This is a genomic window from Salinivibrio sp. ES.052, from assembly GCF_900141775.1.
Classification (GTDB): Bacteria; Pseudomonadota; Gammaproteobacteria; order Enterobacterales; family Vibrionaceae; genus Salinivibrio.
In genome coordinates this window covers 571,125-595,916 of record NZ_FSRI01000001.1, presented here as the reverse complement: position 1 = coordinate 595,916, position 24,792 = coordinate 571,125, and the positions used below count along the sequence as shown (strand labels likewise).

The window sequence follows — 24,792 nt, the reverse complement described above, 5'->3', positions numbered from 1 at the left end:
CTGTTGCTTATGAAAACCTTGTTTACTGCTTACCCATTTAAACGCCTCCATCACACCTTGATGCTGGCCTTCCTGCTATTGAGCCTCCTCCCTCTGATTTTGGTCGCCTTGTTTTTTCTTAACGCCCATAGCCAAGATCTACAAGAACAAAGCACGGCACACCTTTTATCGGTTCGCGACGGTAAGCAGCAGCAAATCAACGATTACTTTGAGGCGAAAGAGGCGGAAGTCCTTGGGTTTGTCGCCTCAGAACTCGCCTACGCCAGTGGTGGTCATTTTTATGGTTTGGTCAATGCATTTCAGCGACTACGACCAAACATCGACGCCGCTCGTGATTACGCGCAACGTCGCTATTACCTTGGGTCCGGTGAAAGGGTCAAAACGCCTATGCACAAGGACGATCCCAATTATTCCGCCACCGAGCGTTATCGGCTGCTACACAAACGCTACCACCGCGCTTATCAAGCTTTGCTCGCTCGCGCAGATTTTGACGACCTACTCTTGGTCGACAAGCAAGGCAACGTCACCTATTCGGTGAAAAAGCTGGACAATTTTGGCACTAACCTACTCTCAGGCCCGCATCGCAATGCACGACTGGGACACACTTTCGCGGCCCTAAAACAGCAAACGCAACAAACAAAAGGAAAGTTAGATCCGACGCCTAAGGTGATTATCTCGGACTTTTCCGCTGAAGATACCGACGCACCCGTTGCATGGCTTGGCGCCCCCATTATTCAGCAAGGGTACCTGCATAGCTACGCGATCTTCCGGCTTCCTAATCATGCCCTTACCAGGCTAATGGCCCCCAGAGAAACCAATGCGATTGAAACACACCTCGTCGGCGATGACGGCAAGACTCGAGCGCATTTAACCAGCAAAAGTCAGCTTGTCAATAACACGCCTGCCATAGAAAAAGCATTAGCCGGAGAAACAGGAGTCACCCGCTATCAAACCCAATCAGGCCAAACCGTGCTCGCCGCCTACACCCCCATTCACGCCCACGGTCTAAAATGGGGGTTAGTGGCTGAAGTCCCTACGCAAGTGGCCTACGCTCGAATCCACCAGCTGCAACAGCTTTTTATCGTTGCCATGTTACTTGCGATTCTCGCGGTGGTCATCGCCTCACACTATATGTCCAACTTTATTACTCGCCCACTGCTTCAGCTTACATGGGCGGCAGAAAAAGTCAGTGCAGGTGACCTTGATACCCAAATCCACCACACGCGCCGTCGTGATGAAATCGGGCGTTTGGCGGTAAGCTTTGCCCGTATGCGCCATGCCATTCGCGAAAAACTGGCCTTAATACGCCAGCAAAACCAGGCCTTAGAAGCTAACATCACCACCATACGTGCTCAGAATGAAGAGCTGCATGTCGCCAACAAGCTGAAAGATGAATTCCTGGCAACCACCTCTCACGAACTTCGTACCCCATTACACGGCATGATAGGGATTGCCGAAGCACTGATTGACGGTGCGAACGGTCCGATTAGTCGCGATCATCAGTATCAACTGTCGATTATCGTCAACAGCGGCCAGCGCTTGGCCAAGCTGGTTGATGATCTCTTGGACTACCATAAAATGCGCTATGGGCAATTAGATTTGGAGCAAGGTCCTGTCAATCTCAACGCCATCACACAGCTTGTGCTGTCACTCGCCAAGCACCTTAAAAAAGAGAAGCCGCTAGACATCATTAATCAGCTCAGCGACACGCCAATCTGGGTACACGCGGATCCCCAACGGCTTGAGCAAGTTATGTACAATTTACTGGGAAATGCGATTAAGTTCACCGATGCGGGTAAGATTGTTATTAGCGCCGACACCTTGGACGATCGCGTTCGCATCCAAGTGATTGATACGGGTAAAGGGATCCCCGCGGAACAGTTAAGCACCGTTTTTGAACCGCTCGCACAAGCAGTGAGTAGCCACTATCATTATCAACACGGCGCAGGTCTCGGTCTATCCATCAGTCGTCAACTTGTTGAGCTGATGGGCGGCCAGCTGTACGTCAGTAGTCAGCCGCAAGTGGGGACCACCTTTAGCTTCACCCTTCCAAGCATCGATGAGCCTCCGGTGTTGACCACCGAGCTTACCGCCGTCTCTGCCCAACACGTTCATCAAGATGACACGCGAGAGACCCTCGCTCATTCCTCTTCGGACGTTGTTTCGCAAAGCCAGCATAATCACAATGGCTTACATATTTTAGTGGTCGATGATGAGCCAACCAACCAACAAGTACTGACCAGTTTTCTTAATATTGAAGGCTATCAGGCTAGTACAGCCAGTGATGGACGTACAGCGATTGATCATATCGCCACCACAAAGCCAGATCTCATCTTACTCGACGTGCTAATGCCCGGAATGAGTGGATTCGAGGTCTGTGAGCAGCTGCGTGCACGCTATGACCATGCTGCACTTCCGATTATCATGCTAACCGCCTTAAATCAGCCTGATGATCGCATCTATGGCTTTGAGGTCGGCGCGAATGATTATCTCTGTAAGCCCTTTGATAAAAGAGAGCTCGCCGCACGGATAGCAACACATCTTGCCGCTAGCCAAGCGGAACAGCGCCGCCAAGAAAATCAGCGCCTCGAGCAGGCGCTTGAACAAAGTGCTCGGCAACAGGCCAGTCTACTCGAAACCCAGTCTTGGTTGATTTCACAGCTCTCTCTCGCTCCTGAAGCTATGTTAGGTATGCGAAAAGATGGCCAGGTTCGCTTTGTTAACCAAGCGGCAGCCTCCTTGTTTGAGCGTGAGCAAGACGAGGTAAAACGGATGCATGGCCAAGCCTTAGTGAAAGCGCCCGAGCAGGCCAATCAGATGGAGCGCTATCAAGGCCCACTGATCATTTATATTGAAGGACGCCCCCGAGACGTCGACGGCATGCTGCTGCGTTTTCCCGCAGAGTCTGACATTGACAGCCTGTATGTCATCAACACAGACGCTCCCGTGTCTCAGTCTCGTATACAGAGCCTAGAAAGCGCCATCGAAGCCTTATCTGGCTACGCATTAGGCGGAGACTCGCGCCAACTTGAAACGCTAAAAGCCATGGGGGGTGAATTTGAAGCTATCGCTGAAAAAGCGCAACACCAACAACAAGATAAAGCCAACGCACGCAGACAGCTAATTGTTGATGCCATGGTAGCCAGCTTGCATTACTGGGAAGAAGCCACAGGCAAAAGCAAATTCGATTTTGCCGAGCAAAGTGGTCTTTGGCGCGTCTACCTTGACCGTAGTAGCTTACAAACCCGCACATTGGATAAGTACCTGCTCATCGAAACCCTGCCAAAAACCCCGCGATGGCGCACAGTGCTGAGCTCCATTCGCTTTATCCTCGATCATTGTGACAAACGTAGTACGACCCGTACTCAGCTGGAGTCCTATTACCAACAACTTCGCCAGCTACTGTTAGAAGACTAACAACACACCCACCAACGCAATAACGTGCTTCCCCTTCCGGGGACAGGCATATTAAGTCCACGCCATTTTTATTTCCTTACGGGGACAGACACCTTAGTCATAAAGCGCCTGTCCTCCTAAACATTCTCATTAATGAAAGCCCCTCCAGGACAGGCGCATCAAACATAAAGGAGCAAACCTCGGTGGCTGTCCTATTGGCGGTTCTCTTAGCGTGCCTGTCCTCTGACTGACGGACGTGACTGACGAGTTAAAATCGCTCATTAATAATCTTTGCGAATCAACTTCATTTAAATCTCAATGCTTCTTGGAAAAAACATCCTTAATGTCGGATATAAATCAGAAATGCGCGACTTGTCACAACAAAATAAACGCTGATTTTTCTCGGTAAAAAACAAGAGTATTTGGGTGTGTGACATGCATCACCCAAAATTATAAATAACCATAACCTTATGATTTTTATAATTCCATCCAAGGTCGTTACCAGGAGAGAGTCGTGATTACATCCTGAAGCGGATAACCTTTTTAGCTGTTTTTTTTAACGAAAATAACGTCAACATCGCGCTTTTTTACGGTTTTAACGATTATTCACATTGCAGCCTTCACTGAACTTGGGCTTAGTGGAGTTGTTTGCTGGCCTGGAGCAACAAGTATCGCTTGGGGCATCCCATCCATAATCACAACGTCAGGGTCGGCAACACAGTAAGCTTGAGCTCGCGAAGGTTGTTAGCAACGAGCTCACTATCCATCACGTGAACTGAAAGCAACAGTAAGGAATGGCTATGTTTTCGAGTAACATTAGAGTTGCCAGCAAGACCCTACTTGCCTCTGCAATTATCGGTGCGCTAAGCGCAAGTGCTGGCGTCAGTGCCGCCGAGCGCAGTGAGCTCACTATCCACCCGAAAGAGTTCAATACCTTTGTCCGTAACTTTAACCCTTTCCTCGGTGCCACCTATTTGCACACCACCACTGATTTCGTCTATGAGCCCTTAGTGGTGTTTAACGAAATGAAAGGCAACCAACCTGTCTTTCGTATCGCGACGGACTACGACATGGCGGATGATCTCAAAAGTGTCACTTTTACCCTTCGTAAAGGCGTAAAATGGTCAGACGGTGAGGCCTATACCGCCGATGATGTGGTGTATTCGTTTGATTTGGTTAAAAACCACCCTGAGTTGGATCAATCTGGGATCAACCAATGGATTGACGATGTGAAGAAAGTCGACGATTACACCGTCCGCTTCGATCTCACAGAGAAAAACTCCAATGTGCCATATGAAATTGCGAAGGTCCCCGTCGTCCCCGAACACGTTTGGAAAAACGTTGACGATCCCGCATCTTACACCAACGAAAACCCAGTGGGTTCTGGCCCTTTCACCACGATCGATACGTTTACTTCTCAGCTCTATATTCAATGCCGCAACCCACACTATTGGGATAACGACAACCTCGACGTCGACTGTCTGCGCGTGCCACAAATTGCCAATAACGACCAGTTTTTAAGCAAAGTGATCAACAGTGAAATGGACTGGACCTCGTCGTTTATTCCTGACATTGACCGCACCTATGCCGCGGCCAATCCAAACCATCATTATTGGTATCCTGCCGCCGGCACCCAAGCCTTTATGGTCAACTTTAACGACCCCGATCCTGCAAAACGCGAAGCGCTGACCAATGTCGACTTCCGTCGCGCGTTTTCCATGTCGCTGGACCGTCAAACCATCATCGATATCGCGTTTTATGGCGGTGGTACAGTGAACGATTTCGCTTCTGGCCTCGGTTACGCGTTTGAAGCCTGGTCAGACGAAGCGGTGCATGAAAAGTACCGTCAATACAATACCTACGATCTGGACGGTGCCAAAGCGCTACTCGCCAATGCTGGATTTGAAGATCAAGACGGCGATGGCTTTGTTGAAACGCCTTCAGGCAAATCGTTTGAGCTCGAGATCCAATCCCCGAATGGCTGGACCGATTTCAATAACACCGTGCAGCTGGCCGTTGAACAGCTTGCTGACGCCGGTATCAAAGCCAAAGCACGTACCCCGGATTTCTCGGTGTATAACCAAGCGATGCTCGAAGCCGATTACGACGTCGCCTATACCAACTACTTCCACGGTGCTGACCCCTACACCTACTGGAACAGTGCGTATAACTCCAACTTGCAAGAAGGGGATGGCATGCCACGTTTCGCGATGCATTACTACCAAAATGCAGAGCTAGACAAGTTGCTAGACAGCTTCTACAAAACCGCGGATAAAGCCGAGCAGCTGGATATTGCCCACCAAATCCAAGCGATTATCGCCAAGGATCAGGTCACGATTCCGGTGCTTTCTGGCGCGCAAATGTATCAATACAACACAACCCGCTTCACCGGTTGGTGGAACGAAGACAATCCGAAAGGTCGCCCCTCTATCTGGGCCGGCATTCCTGAGCGTCTTCTTCATGTGCTGGACCTTAAGCCCGTTCAGTAACCAATATCGGGCGCCTTGCGCGCCCGCTTTTCCACGGTGTTCACGCCACGAACATCACCACTTCGCTGTGTAAGGTGTGGGTTATGGGTTATTTTTTCCGACGGTTAACTTTTTACATGATTGCCCTTTTAGTGGCAGCAACTCTCAATTTTATTATTCCACGTGCCATGCCCGGTGATCCTGTCACCATGATGTTTGCCAATGCCTCGGTGCAAGTCACTCCAGAGCGGATTGAGGCAATGAAACAACTGTTGGGCTTTGTCGATGGACCCCTCTATATGCAGTATTTCACCTACATGAAAAACGTGTTGAGCTGGGATTTAGGCACCTCCATCCAATTTTATCCGTTGTCGGTAAACGAGCTACTGGGCAAAGCCTTTGGCTGGTCGCTGTTTCTCGCCGGCAGTGCGGTCCTGCTGTCTTTCTCGCTGGGCTCGATTTTGGGCATTTTTGCCGCTTGGAAGCGCGGTGGAAAATACGATGCCGTCATCACTCCCGGCATGTTGATTATCCAAGCGGTGCCACAGGTAGTCATCGCCATGTTGGCGCTGTTTATTTTCGCCATTGGGCTGAAATGGTTTCCAACCGGATACGCTTACACACCAGGCGTGACCCCAGACTGGAGCAGTTGGACCTTTATTAAAGATGTGGCCTATCACGCCGTACTCCCGCTTTTTTGTGCCTCCATCATTCAAGTAGGCGGCTTTTTGGTCAACATGCGCAACAACATGATTAACCTGCTTGCGGAAGACTACATCACCATGGCCCGCGGCAAAGGCTTAAGCGAAAACCGCGTAGTATTTAACTACGCGGCCCGAAACGCGCTCTTGCCCAGTGTCACCGCGCTATCGATGTCGCTGGGTATTGCCATCGGTGGTCAGCTGATTGTGGAAATTATTTTTAACTATCCAGGTCTTGGCTCGGTACTGCTCAATGCGATTAACGCACGTGACTATCAAGTGCTGCAAGGCCAGTTGCTAATTATGACCTTATTTATGCTCTCGTTTAATTTGATTGCCGACATGTTGTATGTGGTCCTTGACCCACGTCTGCGAACAGGAGGCAAAGAATCATGAAAGATCTCCTCACCCTTATTGTGCGCAATAAGATCGCTCGCGCAGGCTCCATCATTGTCGGCCTGTTTATTTTGATGGCGATATTCGCCCCTTTACTGACCCAGCATGCACCCGATAAACGCACGGGTAATCCGCATGAATACCCCAGCTTTGTGGTTAAAGCGGCACAAGCCAACCCGGATGGCTGGATCGCCACCCACTTAGCAGACCACCCACGGACGTTATTGATGTCAAAAGACGCGGAACATGCCCTTGGCACCACCCGCATGGGTCGCGATGTCTGGTCCCAGTTACTCCATGGGGCACGCGTTTCATTGGCAGTCGGTTTTGGGGCCGGGATCACTGTGTGTGTGCTCGCCACCTTAATTGGGATTACCGCCGGTTATTTGGGAGGCTGGGTTGACGATGTGCTCACCGCCGCAATGAACATCATGTTGGTGATCCCACAATACCCGCTTCTTTTTGTGCTGGCCGCGTTTATCGGAGAAGCCGGGCCGCTGACGATTGCCATTATTATTGGCTGTACCTCCTGGGCGTGGGGCGCACGGGTGGTTCGCTCACAAACCCTTGCCATTCGCGAAAAAGAGTTTGTTAAGGCCGCTGAAGTACTGGGTGAATCGCGCTTTCGCATCACTTTCGTCGAAATTTTGCCTAACTTGGTGCCGATTGTCGGTGCCAGCTTTATTGGCTCGGTGATGTATGCCATTGCCATGGAGTCCATCATTTCCTTCTTAGGGCTTGGCGATCCCAACACCATCAGCTGGGGGATCATGCTCTACAACGTGCAAACGTCATCCTCGATGCTGATCGGTGCCTGGTGGGAGCTGCTCGCACCTTGTATCGCACTGACCTTACTGGTTACAGGGCTTGCGTTGCTCAACTTCGCCGTGGATGAAATAGCCAACCCGCAATTACGTGCACAAAAAGGGATGAGACGCTGGAAAAAACTCAGCCAACAAGAAAAGAAAGCCCGCGACGAGAATCCCGTTGCCGAACACATGCTGATCAGTGGAGATAAATCATGAGTCGCACCCCACTTATCTCAATCCGTGACCTGTGCGTGGACTACATAACCGATGCCGGTGATGTCCGGGCCTGCGATCACGTCAGTTTTGACATTGCCCCTGGTGAAGTATTTGGCCTGGCTGGCGAATCGGGGTGCGGTAAATCCACCGTTGCCTTTTCACTGATGCGTTTGCACAAGCCACCCGCATTTATTACCGGCGGCGAAGTGATGTTTAACGGCGAGAATATCCTCGATTACAGCGATGCTCGGATGCGTGATTTTCGCTGGCGAGAGATGTCGATGGTGTTTCAAAGCGCCATGAATGCCCTCAATCCAGTGCTGACACTCGAAGAGCAGTTTTGCGATGTGTTGATGCGCCACACCAACCTGACCCGCAAACAAGCGGTCAAACGGGCACAAGGCTTGCTGGAAATTGTCGATATTCACCCTAGCCGCCTGACCGATTATCCGCACCAGTTTTCGGGCGGGATGCGTCAACGCTTGGTGATCGCCATTGCGCTGGCCTTGAATCCGAAAATGATCATCATGGATGAGCCCACCACGGCATTGGATGTGGTGGTGCAACGCGAGATCTTGCAAAAAATCTACGCGTTAAAAGAAGAGTTTGGCTTTTCGATTCTGTTTATCACCCATGACTTATCGCTCATGGTCGAGTTTTCCGACCGGATTGGGATCATGTACTCCGGTGAGCTGATTGAGGTCGCGCCATCTAAACAGGTACTCAACAACCCCTATCACCCCTACACCGAAGGGCTGGGAAGCTCATTCCCCTCACTCACCGGGCCCAAGCGCCAACTGGTAGGTATTCCAGGCAACCCACTCAACTTGCTCGAAATCCCGACCGGCTGCCGCTTTCAAGCACGCTGTGCTCAGGTGCATGAGCGATGTCGAACCACTCAAACGACGTTGCGCCAAATCGAAGCGGGCCGGTATTCCAACTGCCATCTATACGGCGAGCCCATCGCCCAACAAAAACTCTAATAACGCGCCAATGTGAGGAAGTCAGTGATGAGTACAGGTTTTGGAGAACTGCTGGTTGAAGGGAAAAACGTGGTGAAAGATTTCCCCATTAACAGTCATGCCCTTAAACAACCCATGATGCGAGCGATTAATGATGTTTCGTTCAAAATGTACAAAGGCCGTGGGCTTGCTGTGGTGGGGGAATCAGGCTCGGGTAAATCAACCACCGCGAAAATGATTGCCAAAATGTACGCCCCGACCGATGGCTGCATTGAATACCGGGGACGCGATATCACCACCATTAAAAAACGCAATGAGCTGATGCGATATCGCGAGGGTCTGCAAATGGTCTGGCAAGACCCTTTTGGCTCGCTCAACCCCACGCATAATGTGTTTCACCATATTGCGCGCCCGTTATTGATCCACAAAAAAGTCGCCAAGCGCGACAAAGCCCAATTGAAAGAGCGGGTGTTCGAGCTGCTCGAGCAAGTGGGCCTCACTCCGGCCAAAGAAACGGCAGAGAAATTCCCCCACCAACTGTCGGGCGGCCAACGTCAAAGGATCAACCTGGCGCGTAATATCGCCGTCGGCGCGGAAGTGGTGCTCGCCGATGAGCCAACCTCAATGCTGGATGTGTCGATTCGTGCCGGTGTGCTTAACCTCATGGAAGAGATGAAAGTGGAGAAGCAAATGTCGCTGCTCTACATCACCCATGATATCGCCACCGCGCGTTACATTGCCGAAGACTTGGCAGTGATGTACGTCGGCCATATGGTCGAATGGGGGGACACCGAAGAGATTATTCATCGCCCTCAGCACCCTTACACCCAGCTGTTGGTCTCAGCCGTACCCGACCCGAGCAAGTCCATTCACGAGGAACTAAAGGGCAATAAAGGAGAAATCCCCCTGTGGACACCGGATTCTGTCGGCTGCCCCTTTGCTGGCCGCTGCCCGCATGCGACGGCCAAATGCACTGAGCAGTTGCCCGGCGTCACCAAGCTCGCCGACAACCACTATGTGCGCTGCTATTTGTACGAGCAATAGCGACCAATAAGGATACCATCATGCAAATACTGACCAATCACATTGGCTACTCGTTACACGGTGACAAATACGCGGTGATCGTCAGTAACAACGACCGCCTCATCGGCACGCCCGTGGCACTGATTTCCCTGCCTCCTCTTAAGGGGACAGGCACATTTAGCTCGGAGGACAAAGCTGCCTCCTCCTCTGGGGACAGGCACTTTAACGATGCCACAGAAGGCGCGCAAAATTTTACGGGGACAGGCACTCTTACTCACGGGACAGACACTGTTGTTCGTGGGACAGACACAGCGCCACTCGATAACGTGGTGGCGCAGTTTGAATTACACCAAGGCACACAGTTAAACAACTGGCAGATGGGCACGGCTTATACCCTCGATTTTTCTGCCTTTGAACATCGCGGACGCTATCAACTAGTATTACTAACAGAAACACCGGTGTATTCCCATCCGTTTGAGGTCAGGGATAATTGTCTGTTTCACACCACGTTTTCCGACCTGCTCCATTACTTTAAATCGCAGCGGTGTAGCGGCATTTATGAACACGCAGATCAGCACGCCAAGGTTTTTGGCTCAGATGAACGCGTGGATGTCTCTGGTGGTTGGTACGATGCCTCTGGCGATGTGAGCAAATACCTGAGCCACCTTTCCTACGCCAATTACTTTAATCCGCAACAAATCCCGCTATTGGCTTGGGGACTGGCCGATCTTACCAGCCAATTTAGCTCGGACACGCTGCCCGCGTTTATGCGAACACGCTTAGCCGATGAAGCGAAACACGGCGCTGATTTTCTTCTCCGTATGCAAGACCCCAGTGGCTTTTTTTATATGACGGTGTTTGATCAATGGTCGAAAGACCCGGAGCGCCGCACCCTTTGCGCTTACGCGACGCAAGATGGAGTAATGAGTGAGGCTTACCAGGCCGGTTTTCGTCAAGGTGGTGGCATAGCGATTGCTGCCCTTGCCGCTGCAAACAGATCCCCGCTTTGCGCGGATCCAGACCAACAAGCACGCTATTTAGACGCCGCTATTCGCGGCTACTGGCATTTGGTTGAACATAACCATCAATACCTTGATGACGGTGAGCCCAACATTATTGACGAAACCTGCGCCCTTCTCGCCGCATGTGAGTTACATCACGCCACTCGGCAGTCTACCGAGGAGCAATCTACTGGGGACAGTCACGCTTATTTAATGGGACAGGCGCCTTTAGGTTCTGGGGACAGACACATTAGTGCGAACGGTGACTGTCCCTTCTTGAGCGAGGCACGAGGCTGGATGAAAAAGCTGGTCGCACGGCAACGCAGTGATGAAACTTGCCAATATTATTGGTCAGCAAATACTGATGGGAACCGTCCCTTTTACCATGCCGCCGATGCCGGTCTACCCGGCTTGGTATTAATTCGCTACCTCGATGTGGAAACCGATCCCAGCCATCAAGCTATCGCGCAAACAGCACTGGAACGCGCCTGCCAGTTTGAGCTCAACCTAACACAAACAGCCGATAATCCATTCGCGTATCCGCGTCAGTACGTCAAACCCGTCGATGGCGTCAAACAGGTACGTCACTTTATTCCTCACCACAATGAAACCGGCTATTGGTGGCAAGGCGAGAATGCACGCTTGGTATCACTGGCAACCTTTGCGTGTCATGCCACGCGCCATATTCAAGACGATGCGCTAAATGCGGCCCTCCACACCTTTAGCCAACGGGCGCTTAATTGGATCCTCGGTTTAAACCCATTTGATATCTGCATGCTCGATGGACATGGTCACAACAACCCAGATTACCTACCGCACTTGGGATTTTTTAATGCCAAAGGGGGGATCTGCAATGGCATTACCGCAGGGATGGAGGATGAAACACAGATTGCCTTCAACCCCGCACCATATTGCGATGATATGGCGCAAAACTGGCGATGGGGCGAGCAGTGGTTACCACATGCAAGCTGGTTTATGCTCGCCATCAGTGCGCAAACACTGGTTGGCAACGGCCACTCGAACAAGGAGAACGCGTGATGACTTACCGCCTCGATCTTAGTGTGATCAACGAGTCCCCCAATGACACCCCGCCACGCAGCCGAATGGGGTTAACTTTGCATAATCTCACCGACCGCCCGTTAGAAACGCTGTCCATTGCGGTATTGTTTGATCGCTTCATCAACCCCAATACACTGTCACAAGGCAGTATTGAGCAAATCGGTAGTTATTGCGTCATTACACCGGCGCATCAAACACTCGATGCCAATCAAAGCTTATACATCGAGTTTGATGCCCACACGCCGCCATTACGGTTCCTTTGTGCTGGCTTTAAAGATGCGCTGCTCTATGCCAATGGCGAGCAATACTCAGTGATGCTCACCCCCATCAACTTGGCGCACACTCACACCACACGCTCATCGATTCCAGATGTTCATCCCGCCGAGCACGCCATTATTCCAGCACCCAAAACAGTTCGCCACCAGCCAGGGTACTTTACGCTTTCACCCACAACACCATTAATCGCAGTGGATCCACAGGCCCTGCCCGCCGCGCAGTGGCTAAGCAACGAGTGGGTTCGTCTATACCCGCAAGCTGATATTGCACTCGATCCACGCCATCAAGATGCGGTCACTGGCGATCATGCCATTATCTTACGACCGTTACCCGACTCTGCACTTCGAGATATCGCCCACCGTGATGAGGCCTATCAGCTCACCGTCACCGACCAAGGCGTGGTCATCCAAGCCTGTGCTGAGCGCGGGTTTATTCACGGCTGCGCATCGCTATTACAGCTTTGCCAAGAGCAAGACACACAGCTTCGAATACCGGCAATCAAAATCAGCGATGCACCACGCTTTGCTTACCGAGGGATGATGCTCGATTGCGCGCGCCATTTTCATTCGGTGGACACGGTAAAGCGACTGATTAACCAGTTGGCCTACTTTAAGTTCAATACCTTTCACTGGCATTTAACCGACGATGAAGGCTGGCGACTAGAAATTAAAGCCCTGCCTGAATTGACGCGCTATGGGAGTCAACGCGGCCCCAATACCCGCCTTGCTCCGCAGTTCAGTCACATTGCAGAACGTCACGAAGGCTACTATCGCCAAGAAGAGGTGCGTGACGTGATTGAATACGCCGCGGCCCGTGGTATTACCGTCATTCCAGAAATTGATATTCCCGGCCACTGTCGCGCAGCCATCAAAGCGCTGCCTGATTGGCTACACGATGCCGACGACCGTTCAACTTACCGTAGCGTACAACACTACACCGATAACGTATTATCGCCAGCCCTCGATGGCACGTATCGATTTTTAGATACGGTATTAAGTGAAGTCGCCGAGCTTTTCCCCGCCTCATGGGTCCATATTGGCGCCGATGAAGTCCCTGACGGGGTATGGACGGATAGCCCAATTTATCGGGACAGACGCATGAACGGAGAAACGACCGCTTCGCTACAGGGACAGATACTGACCTATGCTGAGCAAAAGCTTCGCGCCTTGGGCAAACGTATGGTTGGCTGGGAAGAGGTACAGCACGGCGATAAAGTCAGCAAAAACACCGTGATCTATTCATGGCAAAGCGAAGAAGCCGCATTGCACTGTGCAAAGCATGGTTTTGATGTGATTTTAACCCCCGGTCAGGCGACCTATCTCGATATGGTGCAAGATTATGCTGCCACCGAGCCTGGGCTCGACTGGGCGGGCGTCACGCCATTAGAAAAATCCTACCAATATGAGCCACTGGCAAGCCTCGCCAGTGACGATCCTGCCCGTGAGCATATGCTAGGCGTGCAATGTGCACTCTGGAGTGAACTGATCACCAATCAGGACAGGCTCGATTACATGGTATTTCCAAGGCTTACCGCCATTGCGGAAGCGGCTTGGAGCCACAGTGAGCGCCGTGACTGGCTCGATTATCTGGCCAGACTCAAAGCGCAATTACCGCGTTTAGACAAGTTCGGTATTCAATACCGTTCCCCTTGGGCATCGAACAAGTAGGCCGAATTCGCCCACCTGGCAGCGCCTCCTGCGCTGCCAGCTCTTTGCGCTCGCATCCCTTCTGTTTATAATGCTCAGCCATTGTTGTCAGTCTGAGAGTGTTTCCGGCATGCTACGCCAAGAAATTAATACCCTACTCACCCCTATTCATGGTTTTCTGCACTGTCAAACCCCCGACAGTTGGATTGACGCGGCCATCCAGCCTGACAACCAATCGATTCTTTTGCGCGATCACGCAAACTGCGAATTAAAAGCCAGCCAAACCGCGATGTGGCTGATCCGTAAGTATGCGGTCGACGCGGCGAGTGGCGAGCAACTGCTGGCATGGGCCAAACCCTATGAAGACTTTGTTTATCGCGGCGTTCGCGATGGGATCTTCCACGCGCGCAAAAACGGTCTCAGCGCGCCTTTAACCCCTAAAACGGGGTTTGCCCACGGCCAAGCCTTGATTGATAAAATGGTTCGCTTAATCAAAGAAGAGTTTCATCATTTTGAGCAAGTGATTGAAATCATGGACGCACGCGGCATTCCTTATCAACCGTTAGAAGCAGGCCGCTACGCCAAAGGATTGATGCGCGCGGCACGCACTCACGAACCGGCTACCTTGGTCGATAAACTGATTATTGGCGCCTACATTGAAGCACGCTCCTGCGAGCGCTTTGCTAAAGTCGCCCCACACCTTGATGATGAACTGCAAAAGTTCTATATCTCGCTACTGCGCTCCGAAGCACGCCATTATCAAGACTACCTGACACTTGCAGAAACTATCGCCGGCGAAGACATTCGCGACCGCATTCAAACCATCGGCGAGCGCGAAGCCGAGTTGATCCAAGCACCCGACAACCATTTCCGCTTTCACAGCGGCGTTCCGGCCTAGCCTCTCCTTATAGGGACAGGCACTGTTGATTTCATGCGAGTGATTTCTAGCGAGGACAGTCACCTCTTGGTGACTATCCTCGTAGTTTTTCTCCAACGTTCGAACCTTTTCCTCTATCAGGACAGGCACTCTGTAGTGAGTGTCCCTGTTACGACGCTACGCCATCACTACTCACTATTCTCGAGAAGTACTTCTTGGGACAGACATGTTAAGCAAATAACAACGCTCATAATTACATCATTTCTTGCACTGTCACGAAAACTCGAGCTAGAAAAGATGAAGACTGTTCATTTATACAGTATATTTAGTCATACCTAGATGCTAAGAGGGACCGACGATGACCAAAGCTCGCGCATCGCAAATAAATTTAGCCGCCACACCCTATTACCATTGTGTCTCACGTTGTGTGCGTCGCTCCTTTTTGTGCGGCTATGATGCGCAGTCACAAAAAAGCTATGAGCATCGTCGCACATGGATAGAAACGCGTTTACTTGCACTCGCCAAAGCGTTTTGTATCGATATCTGTGCTTATGCCATTATGAGCAATCACTATCACGTTGTTTTGCATATCAACGCCAAAGCGGCTCAGTCTTTAACCAATATCGAGGTTGTTGAACGCTGGCTAGCCTTTCATCACGCGCCTGCGCTTATCCAACGTTTTTATCAGGGTGAATCGCTTTCCCACTCAGAGCGAAAAGCGTGTTTTCGCATCATTGATAACTGGCGCGAACGTTTGATGTCTGTCAGCTGGTTTATGAAGCTGCTCAATCAATATATTTCGACACAAGCAAACCGAGAAGATCAATGTTCAGGGCATTTTTGGGAGGGACGCTTTAAAAGCCAAGCCATATTAGATGAAAAAGCACTCGCTGCGGCGATGGCCTATGTCGATTCGAACCCAGTGCGAGCAGGTATCACCAAACAGCCTAAGCATGCCAATTACACATCGATTAAAGAGCGCGTTGAATCACTCGAGCAAAATAAAGCGACGCCAGCCGGCTTATTCCCCTTCGCCGGGAATCCGAGAAAGTCGATGCCCGACGGTATCCCTTTTCGCCTTATGGACTATTTGGCTCTGGTAGAATGGACGTGCGCTCAGGGCCAGAACGCCAATTCACTCCCGAGACCACAGCTACTCACACAGCTGAACATCTCACGTGAAACCTGGTTAAGTACATGCTCTCACTTAGAGGGCGGGAATATCGTAGGTTCACTATCGAGTATTCAGGCGGTATTGCCGACACTCGGTCTAAAACGCATGACCGGCGTCATGATCTAAAGTGAGTTGGGCTTGTCGTTGAAGGCATCCCAATAACGTAAACACCAAATAAACTCGCTAAGGTCTCATCCAATCCAATAAGCCAGCACCACTATCAATACAAACAATACGCCCACCGCTTTTAAGAGCGGCTTTAGCCCTTTGGCTCCACCTTCCGGGAATTGATTACAGCATCCCATATTATCTCCTGACCGTTTTTGCAGAAGAATAAGCCTTCCAGTAACAGGAAGGTAAAGGGCCATTCATATTTGATTTTAAAGCTCATTGGGGACAGGCACGTTAAATACTTAAGAATGCTTAAGTGTCTGTCCTACTCTCGGTACTTTTCACTTTTGGTGCCTGTCCCTCCAATACTCACTAATACACTGTACTCAGAAATCTGGACTCTGTATCCTAATGGCTATAAACATCTATCAAGGACAATGACGATGTGGTATCTCATATATTCGCAAGACGTAGAGAACAGCCTACCGCTACGCAAGCAAGTGCGTGACGCACACCTTGAGCGCTTACACCAACTGGAAAAAGAAAACCGCTTGATGATTGCAGGACCAAACCCTGCCGTTGATAGCGACGAGCCGGGCGAAGCTGGGTTTACGGGGTCAACCGTTATTGCTTGGTTTGAGTCATTATCAGCCGCCCAAGCCTGGGCCGACAAAGACCCTTATGTAGCCGCTGGTGTCTATGCAGACGTAACCGTTAAACCCTTCAAAAAAGTGCTTCCTCAGGACCCTGCCTAATGCGATTAGTAAAAGTATTAATGATGACTGGCCTTGGGCTAATACTGAGTGCCTGTAGTAGCACCCAGCATGACCAAGCCGCAGAAGCCGCAATCCAACGTGCCGACATGATTGCACAGTTACTGCCGATGGATATTGAAGGCTACTCTCTGGTTCGCGCTCGTGCACAAGATGCAATCATCGAGCTGACACTTCTGGAGAAGAATGCCAAAAAAGCACCGGGGCAGCTCTTTTCCGGCTTAAAGCGTCGTTATTGCGAGGATAACGATATCCGCAGCATGTTAAACAGTGGTATCAGCTATACCATTTTGGTTCGCGATACCCGAGGCCGGCAGGTGCTCAATAACGCCATTACTGCACCAAGCTGTGCTAGCTAAAAAAGATGGGGGGCTCGGTTGAGGCCCCTTCACCCGGCAAAACCAAGAGACACTAACCCGTGATAGCCGCCTTACTCTATATTATGACGGTTGGTTTTTATCTCTTTACCAACTCTCAGGAAACCTCACTCAAAGAAGCGGTCATTTGCATGGCCGTCGTGGGAATTTATTGTTTTTGGCACCTAGCCATTCCACCTTTTGCTGCCACCCCTAATTTTTACACAGAAAGAGCGTTTGGTATCGTGCCATTTGTTTCGATGTGGGCAATCCTATTCCCACACTTTGCTATCAATCAAATCCCTATCGTTACACGTACATTAGGTTGGATTGGGCTGTTCGCGATGACAGTTATTCTCGCGATTTTTAAGCTACTTGTTTGGTAACCTGTGCATCACTTCCCAGCGCTCTGTGAAACAGAATTAAAGCAGTGAAAACGGGACATCCCACTCCACCGGTAAAGATGGCCACAACTCGCCTTGGCTCGGGGGCAGCACATAGCTGTAGTGCTTGGCTGGCTGATCATCGGCAAAACGACACGTAAATTGCAGCCCATAAGCGTGTAAGTAGCCACGATCGGCAGGCTCGCCGCCATAGTAATCATCACCGATGAGCGGTGAGCCAATGCTTTTCATCGCCACGCGAATTTGATGGGTTTTGCCTGTGTAGGGCCGACAGAGAAAAAGTCGTCTCCCCTCACCACCAGCAATAGAGGTAAAACGCGTTCTCGTTGGGTTATCTTTGCTGGTCAGTAATTTCCAGCTACCTCGCCGTCCCTTCGTCATATCTCCAACGATCAGTCCCTGCTTCTTACGCGGCTTTTTGGCACTTAATGCCAAATAGAACTTTTCTATCTCGCGAGAAGCAAACAGCCCAGAGAGGACAGACGCCGCATGAGAAGAAGTTGCCAGCAGCAGCAAGCCCGATGTCATCTTGTCCAACCGATGCACAAGGTAGACTTTCTCAACCCCAATGTGCGCCGCTACCGCGGGCAACAGTGCCGCGTGATCGGCTTCTTTTTGCACGCTAACGCCGTGGTACTTATTGATCACCACAAAGTGTTGGTTTTGGTCGACAATTGAAAACATAACGAGGCGATTTACCGATTAGCCATTGAGGACAGGCATCATAACGACTTCACCCTTACGTCGCTAGGGCAATCATATAAGTGACTGTCCCCCGAGTGCTCGTCCCCCGAGTGCTCAAAAGTGTCTGTCCCGTTTGCTAATATCTAGTTAGCTTAAAATGCCTGTCCCCGATAGCTCGAATATCTAGTTAGCTTAAAGTGCCTGTCCCCGATAGCTCCGGCTATATCCGTTTCACACTCTCGCGCACTACTAACGTTGGCTCGAGCTGCACGGTTTGGCTATCGCTTTTAGGGTCATCCAGTTTGTGGAGTAGCGTTTCGACGGCCGCTTGACCAAGACGATACTTGGGCTGGTGAATGGTGGTCAGGGAGGGCGAGACAAATTTTGCGAGGTGGATATCATCGTACCCCATAATAGAAAGATCCTCGGGTACCCGAATGCCGAGTGCATTGGCGGCATTGATCGCCCCCATCGCCATCATGTCATTGCCGGCAAAAATCGCGCTCGGCAGGGAGCCGCTCGCGGCGATCGCTTGCATGCCTTGATAGCCTCCCTCACACTCAAAGTCCGCTTCTACCATCCAGTCGGCGTTCTCAATAAGTCCAGCCTCGCGCAGCGCATCTTTAAAGCCTTGAAAACGGCGCTGTGCTTGTTGTTTAAGCAAGGGACCACTAACGCAACCAATCTGGCGGTGGCCACAGTCAATCAAGTGCTGGGTCGCTAAATAGCCGCCTTGATAGGAATTGTCTTGAATTTTATCGCAAGCAAAATCAATCGGCCCCCAATCCATCACCACCACGGGAATATCCGGATAACGATCAAAGCCTTCAATCCGCTCACCTTCCAAGGTCGAGCACATCAAAATCAAACCATCGACCCGCTTTTGCAACAGCGTATCAATTGAAGCACGCATACGCTCAGCATCGCCTTCCGTGTTGCATAAAATCAAACTGTAGCCATTGTGATAACAGCTGCGCTCGACGCCTTTTACTACTTCGCCAAAAAACGGGTTGGTGGAGGTAGTCACCAGCATGCCAAATGTTTTAGTTCGATTCACTTTTAGGCTGCGCGCCAACGCCGACGGGGCGTAATAGTTAAGCTCTTTCGCGGCTTGGTTTACCTTCTCAGCAATCGCCTCACTCACATAACGGGTGTTGTTAATGACATGACTGACCGTCGATGTCGACACGCCCGCCCGTTTGGCAATATCTTTCATGGTCGCCATTTATCGCGCTCCGCTGACTAAGGTGAAATAACGATTAAGCATCTTGATGGGCCAAAAACGCCTCAACCTCTGAACGAGAAGGAATCGAGGTTTGTGCGCCACACTGGGTCACGGATAATGCCGCCGCGGCATGCGCAAAGCGAATCGCCTGATAAAGTGTCTGTCCCTCTATCAGTCCTGTCACCAATGCCCCATTAAAGGTATCACCCGCGGCAGTGGTATCGACGGCATCGACACGGAACCCAGGAATGAGCTGACCCGCTTGTTCGTCCTTTTCACTCAGCCACACGCCTTGTTTGCCGAGGGTGATCAGTACAGTCCCTACCCCTTTTTCATGAAGCACGTCCGAGGCCGCTTGGGCACTGGCGGTGTCTGTTACCGCGATACCCGTAAGGCTTTGGGCTTCCGTTTCATTCGGGGTGATAATATCGACCGCGGCGAGAAGCGCGTCGCTCAGCGGTGCCGCAGGGGCGGGATTAAGCACCACCTGTGTCTTTGCCGCTCTGGCATGAAACGCCGCCTTTTCAATGCCACACATCGGTGTTTCTAACTGCATCAGTAAATAGTCAGCGTCGGCGATTTTTGTGAGATCATCGCTGATGGTATCCGCTGTCAGAGTCGCATTGGCTTCTGCGGAGAGCGCAATACTGTTCTCGCCCTGATCAGTCACTTGGATCATCGCAATCCCGGTCGGCGTATCAGGCTGTACCTTTATCGCACTGACATCCATCCCCTCTTGCGCATAAGACTGACGAATCTGCTGACCAAAGGCGTCGTCACCCACACTGGCAATAAAGGCAACATCAGCACCGCAACGCACCGCTGCCACCGCTTGATTCGCCCCTTTGCCGCCAGCTATCACCGCATAGTCTCGACCGTGTAATGTCTCTCCGGGACGAGGAAAACTAGAGACGCGTAAAACATGATCAGCATTGACGCTGCCAAGAACAACCAATCGGCTCATTACTATTCCTTACCGTTTTTAAATCAAAAAAGCACCACCCAGTGCGAACCCGATGGTGCTCACTATACGTTTCCCTGACGGCTTATTCAGCGATCGTTTCTTGGCTGATCACCTTAAGCGGCACGGGAATATAGCTGTCTACCGACTCGCCTTTCAGCACTTTATCCGCGGTTTCGACACCCAGCTCACCAATCATACCCGGTTGCTGAGCGATGGTCGCTGCCAGATGACCACGCTCGACGGCTGCAATACCATCTTTGGTGCCATCAAAACCAACAATGGTGACATCTTTGCCTGATGCCTGCACCGCGCGCAACGCGCCAAATGCCATTTCATCGTTCTGGGCGAATACCGCTTCCACATCTGGGTGTGCGGCAAGCAGGTTTTCCATCACATTCAGGCCTTTGGTGCGATCAAAATCTGCTGGCTGACTGGCGAGTAGTTCAACGTCGGTACCTTCAATGGCATCCATAAAGCCTTCACCACGCTCGCGTGCTGCTGACGTGCCAGCAATGCCCTCAAGTTGGATCACTTTGGCGCGCTCACCGACTTTGCCGATGATGTATTCCGCCGCCATTTTACTGCCTTGGGCGTTATCAGAAGCAATATGGCTCACCACTTCCCCAAGGCTCGCGCCACGGTCTAGGGTGATCACCGGGATCTCCGCGCGATTTGCAATACGAATGGCGTTCGAGACCGCGTCAGAGTCAGTCGGATTAATCAAAATGGCTTTAACGCCACGGATGGTTAAATCCTCCACATTCGACAACTCTTTACTGGCGTCGTTTTGCGAATCAAGCACCAAGAGCTCATAACCAAGATCTTGCGCTTTCTGCTCTGCGCCCTCTTTCATGGTGACAAAAAATGGGTTGTTTAAGGTTGAGACCACGATTGCCATTCTATCTTCCGCTTGCGCACTGATGCTCAGCGTTGACGACAATAGTGCAGTAGTAATCAAGGTAGTCAGTTTTTTCATGCGTTCAGTCCTTTTGTGTTTGTAGGGTATTGTTTTTACTTACTAATTAAACAGAAATAAAAGTGTCTGTCCCGCTAACTTAAAGTGCCTGTCCCAATAAGCTAAAAGCTTTGTCTCAAACCGCTATTTGTTTTTGTTATCCACCAGCACGGCGAGCAGAATCACCACTGCTTTGGCAATCATTTGGTAGTAAGACGACACGTCCAGCAGGTTAAGAGCGTTGTTCAAAAAGCCGATAATCAGCGCACCAATCAATGTGCCCATGATCTTGCCTTTACCGCCCATCAAGCTGGTGCCACCCAGCACCACTGCCGCAATGGCATCAAGCTCATAGCCAGCACCGGCTGTCGGTTGTCCGGAGGACAGGCGCGAGGTGACGATGATCCCTGCCAGGGCCGCGAGCATGCCACACAGGCTATACACGCCCACCTTGATTCGATCGACATTAATGCCCGATAACCGCGCCGCAGATTCATTGCCACCAAGTGCGTAAATATAACGGCCAAAACGGGTGTGATTGAGCAGATACCACGCGCCGATAAACACGATTGCCATCAGCCACACGGGGACGGGAATGCCCAACAGGTAGCCGGTACCAAACCAGGCAAACGCATCCGCGGTATCAGTAAAGCCCGTTGAGATGGGACGACCATCGGTATACACCATGGTGACACCACGATAGAGAGTCATTGCTACCAAGGTGGCAATAAACGCCTGCACCTTGCCTTTAGCCACCACGACGCCTGTCATGGCACCAATCGCCGCGCCCGCAAACAAAGCGGTGGGCACTGCGACTAACACTGGCACTTCGACCGCAATCAAGCTGGCGGCAAACGCCCCGCACAGCGCCAACACCGAACCAACACTCAAGTCGATACCCGCGGTTAAAATTACCAATGTCATCCCCACGGCGATAATGGCGTTTACCGAGGTTTGACGCAGGATGTTAAGCAGGTTGTCGACCATGAAAAAGTTGCTGTTTAAAAATGACATCACCACGATCAGCACCAACAAGGCAATGAGCGATTTTTGCTCAATCAACCACGCTTTACTGAACAGGGGTTTACGTCCATCTTCTGACGGCTGGGACTTATTCATTGCATTCTCACTCATGCTGCATCCTCATTGGCATCTTTGCCTACCGCACAGGCAAGCAGAGTTTCTTGGTTAGCGTCTTTGGCATCAAACTCACCGCATACGCGGCCTTCGTGCATCACTAGAATGCGGTCGCTCATGCCAAGCACTTCGGGCATTTCTGATGACACCAAGATGATGCTCATGCCCTCGGCTTTAAATTGGTTAATTAGCTGATAAATCTCTTTTTTGGCACCGACATCGACACCCCGCGTCGGCTCATCCAAGATCAGCACTTTCGGTTTGGTCATCAGCCCTTTGGCGATCGCCACTTTCTGCTGATTCCCGCCCGATAAGTTGCCAATGATTTGCTCGCGGGTGGGGGTTTTGATGTTAAAAAGGCGAATAAAATCATCCACCGCCATCACTTCATCACGCGGCTGTATTTTTCCCCAATGGGTGAGCTTATCGAGTGCACTGAGCGACATGTTGTCTTTCACCGATAAACCCAGCACCAAGCCCTCGCCTTTGCGGTCTTCAGAGATGTAAGCAATGCCGTTGGCCAGCGCATCTTGCGGACTCACTGGGTTAATCACCTTGCCATCAAGTCGGATCACGCCAGCTTCACGCGGCACGGCGCCATAGATAATTTTCATTAACTCCGTGCGCCCGGCGCCCATCAGGCCCGATACACCCAGGATTTCACTACGATGTAGCTGAAAACTCACCTCTTCCACCCCGTGGCCGCTGACATTTTCCACCTCAAGGCTTATCCCATCAGGAGTGACGTCGCTTCGCGGATATTGTTCGGCGAGTTTGCGGCCCACCATCATTTCAATCAGGCCATCTTCATCGGTATCACTCACGGGACACTCACCAATAAACTTGCCATCACGTAACACGGTGATCCGATCGCAAATCTCAAAAATTTCTTTTAGTCGGTGAGAGATATAAACAATGCCGCAGCCTTGCGCTCGCAGCTCGTTGATCACCGCAAACAGCGAGGCGGTTTCGGTGTCGGTCAAAGCATCGGTCGGCTCATCCATAATGATCACCTGCGACTCAAACGACAGCGCTTTGGCTATTTCCACCATCTGCTGCTCACCTAAACTCAAGCTGCCAAGTGGCGTAGTGCCACGTGCTTTCACATTTAAACGCGCCAGCAGCTTATCGGCTTCTTCAGCCATCTTGGTCCAATCAATCTTGCCAAACCGGTTAGTAAACTCGCGGCCTAAGAAGATGTTCTCTGCAATGGTCAGCTCTGGGATCAAATTGAGCTCTTGGTGAATAATACTGATCCCCGCTTGCTGCGAATCACGTGGGCCTTTAAACGAAACCGACTCACCTTGATAGTTAACGTCGCCACTGTCGGCGTGATAAATCCCGGTGAGTACCTTCATCAACGTGGACTTGCCCGCGCCATTTTCACCGAGTAGCGCCATTACCTCGCCGGGATAGACATTTAAGCTCGCCTCATCGAGGGCGCGCACCCCGGGAAAGGTTTTTACGACTTGGCGGAGTTGTAAGATAGGTTGCGTCATTGTGGTTACTCGCTTAGGCCCACCTAAAAGGTGACACCGGCTTGAAAAATCACATTGGCATAAGGCGTGCACTCTCCGGTGCGCACCACCGCTTTGCTCTGCACCGTGCGTGCTTTAAACGCCTCGTGGCTGATCGTGGTCACAGTGATCGGCTGCTGACGCGCAGCACTCTCTTGCTCTAATCGCGCAAGCAAGGCTTGATGTAACGCCGGGCTGACCGCTGCAAGTTCTTCTGCAATCACCACCGACTCAATGCAAGTGTGAGTTAACACCGCCTCGACCGTCTGCATAAAGCTCGGCACCCCTTGGATTAGCGCCAAATCAATACGCGTCACCGAGTTGGGGATCGGCAGCCCCGCATCACACACCGTCAATTCATCGGTGTGCCCGATTTGGGTTACGAGCTGTGCAAGCTCTGGATGGAGCAAACCATGCTTATTCATTCATCACCTTCTCACTCACGATGGACTTAATCAGCGCTCACTGTGCGCTGGCACGTTTTCTTGTGATTGGCGTTTTCCTGAGAGAAAACGCCATCGAAACGTTTCGATATGAGCAAATAATGCAGATGAAAGAAAAATTTCACCATCTGTAAACATCACAGATGTGAGGGGGATCGACTATTGATATTGGAATCATTAGTAAAGAGAGAGATAAATCACACAGCCTGTGTTGGTACG

General features: G+C 51.1%; 20 protein-coding genes. 13 read left to right on the top strand and 7 right to left on the bottom strand.

Annotated features, from left to right (window positions below):
* Window positions 1–9: 9 nt before the first annotated feature.
* The 13 genes from BUQ98_RS02735 (at window position 10) to BUQ98_RS02675 (ending at window position 17,630) form a co-directional block, all read left to right on the top strand.
* A complete protein-coding gene (locus BUQ98_RS02735) occupies window positions 10–3,417 on the top strand; it encodes a hybrid sensor histidine kinase/response regulator (RefSeq protein ID WP_074213552.1) in 3,408 nt (1,135 codons plus the stop codon).
* Between the two features lie 779 nt (window positions 3,418–4,196).
* Window positions 4,197–5,885, top strand: coding sequence for an ABC transporter substrate-binding protein (locus BUQ98_RS02730; protein ID WP_074212394.1), 1,689 nt, complete (start codon window positions 4,197–4,199; stop codon window positions 5,883–5,885).
* Between the two features lie 83 nt (window positions 5,886–5,968).
* Window positions 5,969–6,961, top strand: a complete 993-nt coding sequence (locus BUQ98_RS02725; RefSeq protein WP_074212393.1) for an ABC transporter permease — start codon at window positions 5,969–5,971, stop codon at window positions 6,959–6,961.
* Window positions 6,958–7,986: an ABC transporter permease gene (locus BUQ98_RS02720; protein WP_074212392.1), complete on the top strand. Its 1,029-nt coding sequence runs from the start codon at window positions 6,958–6,960 to the stop codon at window positions 7,984–7,986. Before BUQ98_RS02725 ends, BUQ98_RS02720 begins: the two co-directional genes overlap by 4 nt.
* On the top strand, window positions 7,983–8,969 hold the full coding sequence (locus BUQ98_RS02715) for an ABC transporter ATP-binding protein (RefSeq protein ID WP_074212391.1): 987 nt from the start codon (window positions 7,983–7,985) through the stop codon (window positions 8,967–8,969). Before BUQ98_RS02720 ends, BUQ98_RS02715 begins: the two co-directional genes overlap by 4 nt.
* Before the next feature lie 27 nt (window positions 8,970–8,996).
* Window positions 8,997–9,992, top strand: coding sequence for an ABC transporter ATP-binding protein (locus BUQ98_RS02710; RefSeq protein WP_074212390.1), 996 nt, complete (start codon window positions 8,997–8,999; stop codon window positions 9,990–9,992).
* A gap of 20 nt (window positions 9,993–10,012) precedes the next feature.
* Window positions 10,013–12,010: a glycoside hydrolase family 9 protein gene (locus BUQ98_RS02705; protein ID WP_074212389.1), complete on the top strand. Its 1,998-nt coding sequence runs from the start codon at window positions 10,013–10,015 to the stop codon at window positions 12,008–12,010.
* Window positions 12,010–13,974: a beta-N-acetylhexosaminidase gene (locus tag BUQ98_RS02700; RefSeq protein WP_074212388.1), complete on the top strand. Its 1,965-nt coding sequence runs from the start codon at window positions 12,010–12,012 to the stop codon at window positions 13,972–13,974. Before BUQ98_RS02705 ends, BUQ98_RS02700 begins: the two co-directional genes overlap by 1 nt.
* Window positions 13,975–14,083: 109 nt before the next feature.
* Window positions 14,084–14,851, top strand: a complete 768-nt coding sequence (locus BUQ98_RS02695; RefSeq protein WP_074212387.1) for a tRNA isopentenyl-2-thiomethyl-A-37 hydroxylase MiaE — start codon at window positions 14,084–14,086, stop codon at window positions 14,849–14,851.
* 337 nt (window positions 14,852–15,188) lie between these two features.
* Window positions 15,189–16,130, top strand: coding sequence for a transposase (locus BUQ98_RS02690; protein ID WP_074212386.1), 942 nt, complete (start codon window positions 15,189–15,191; stop codon window positions 16,128–16,130).
* A 428-nt stretch (window positions 16,131–16,558) separates the two neighbouring features.
* Window positions 16,559–16,870: a YciI family protein gene (locus tag BUQ98_RS02685; RefSeq protein ID WP_074212385.1), complete on the top strand. Its 312-nt coding sequence runs from the start codon at window positions 16,559–16,561 to the stop codon at window positions 16,868–16,870.
* Window positions 16,870–17,247: a type II secretion system pilot lipoprotein GspS-beta gene (gspS2, locus tag BUQ98_RS02680; protein WP_074212384.1), complete on the top strand. Its 378-nt coding sequence runs from the start codon at window positions 16,870–16,872 to the stop codon at window positions 17,245–17,247. Before BUQ98_RS02685 ends, gspS2 begins: the two co-directional genes overlap by 1 nt.
* Window positions 17,248–17,306: 59 nt before the next feature.
* Window positions 17,307–17,630 (top strand): hypothetical protein, encoded by a 324-nt coding sequence (locus BUQ98_RS02675; protein WP_074212383.1) that lies wholly within the window; start codon window positions 17,307–17,309, stop codon window positions 17,628–17,630.
* Between the two features lie 36 nt (window positions 17,631–17,666).
* On the opposite strand, the gene BUQ98_RS02670 is transcribed toward BUQ98_RS02675, so the two are convergent.
* The 7 genes from BUQ98_RS02670 to rbsD form a co-directional block, all read right to left on the bottom strand.
* A complete protein-coding gene (locus BUQ98_RS02670; RefSeq protein WP_074212382.1) occupies window positions 17,667–18,332 on the bottom strand; it encodes a TIGR01621 family pseudouridine synthase in 666 nt (221 codons plus the stop codon).
* A gap of 220 nt (window positions 18,333–18,552) precedes the next feature.
* Window positions 18,553–19,557 carry a substrate-binding domain-containing protein gene (locus BUQ98_RS02665; RefSeq protein WP_074212381.1) on the bottom strand — a complete coding sequence of 335 codons (1,005 nt, stop codon included), beginning with the start codon at window positions 19,555–19,557 and terminating at the stop codon, window positions 18,553–18,555.
* A 34-nt stretch (window positions 19,558–19,591) separates the two neighbouring features.
* Complete coding sequence (rbsK, locus tag BUQ98_RS02660) at window positions 19,592–20,521, bottom strand: ribokinase (protein ID WP_074212380.1); 930 nt, start codon at window positions 20,519–20,521, stop codon at window positions 19,592–19,594.
* 82 nt (window positions 20,522–20,603) lie between these two features.
* Window positions 20,604–21,497: a ribose ABC transporter substrate-binding protein RbsB gene (gene rbsB / locus BUQ98_RS02655; protein ID WP_074212379.1), complete on the bottom strand. Its 894-nt coding sequence runs from the start codon at window positions 21,495–21,497 to the stop codon at window positions 20,604–20,606.
* A 123-nt stretch (window positions 21,498–21,620) separates the two neighbouring features.
* Window positions 21,621–22,610 (bottom strand): ribose ABC transporter permease, encoded by a 990-nt coding sequence (gene rbsC, locus BUQ98_RS02650; protein WP_074212378.1) that lies wholly within the window; start codon window positions 22,608–22,610, stop codon window positions 21,621–21,623.
* Complete coding sequence (rbsA, locus tag BUQ98_RS02645) at window positions 22,607–24,112, bottom strand: ribose ABC transporter ATP-binding protein RbsA (protein ID WP_074212377.1); 1,506 nt, start codon at window positions 24,110–24,112, stop codon at window positions 22,607–22,609. Before rbsA ends, rbsC begins: the two co-directional genes overlap by 4 nt.
* A 23-nt stretch (window positions 24,113–24,135) precedes the next feature.
* Window positions 24,136–24,555 carry a D-ribose pyranase gene (gene rbsD, locus BUQ98_RS02640; protein ID WP_074212376.1) on the bottom strand — a complete coding sequence of 140 codons (420 nt, stop codon included), beginning with the start codon at window positions 24,553–24,555 and terminating at the stop codon, window positions 24,136–24,138.
* Window positions 24,556–24,792: the final 237 nt, after the last annotated feature.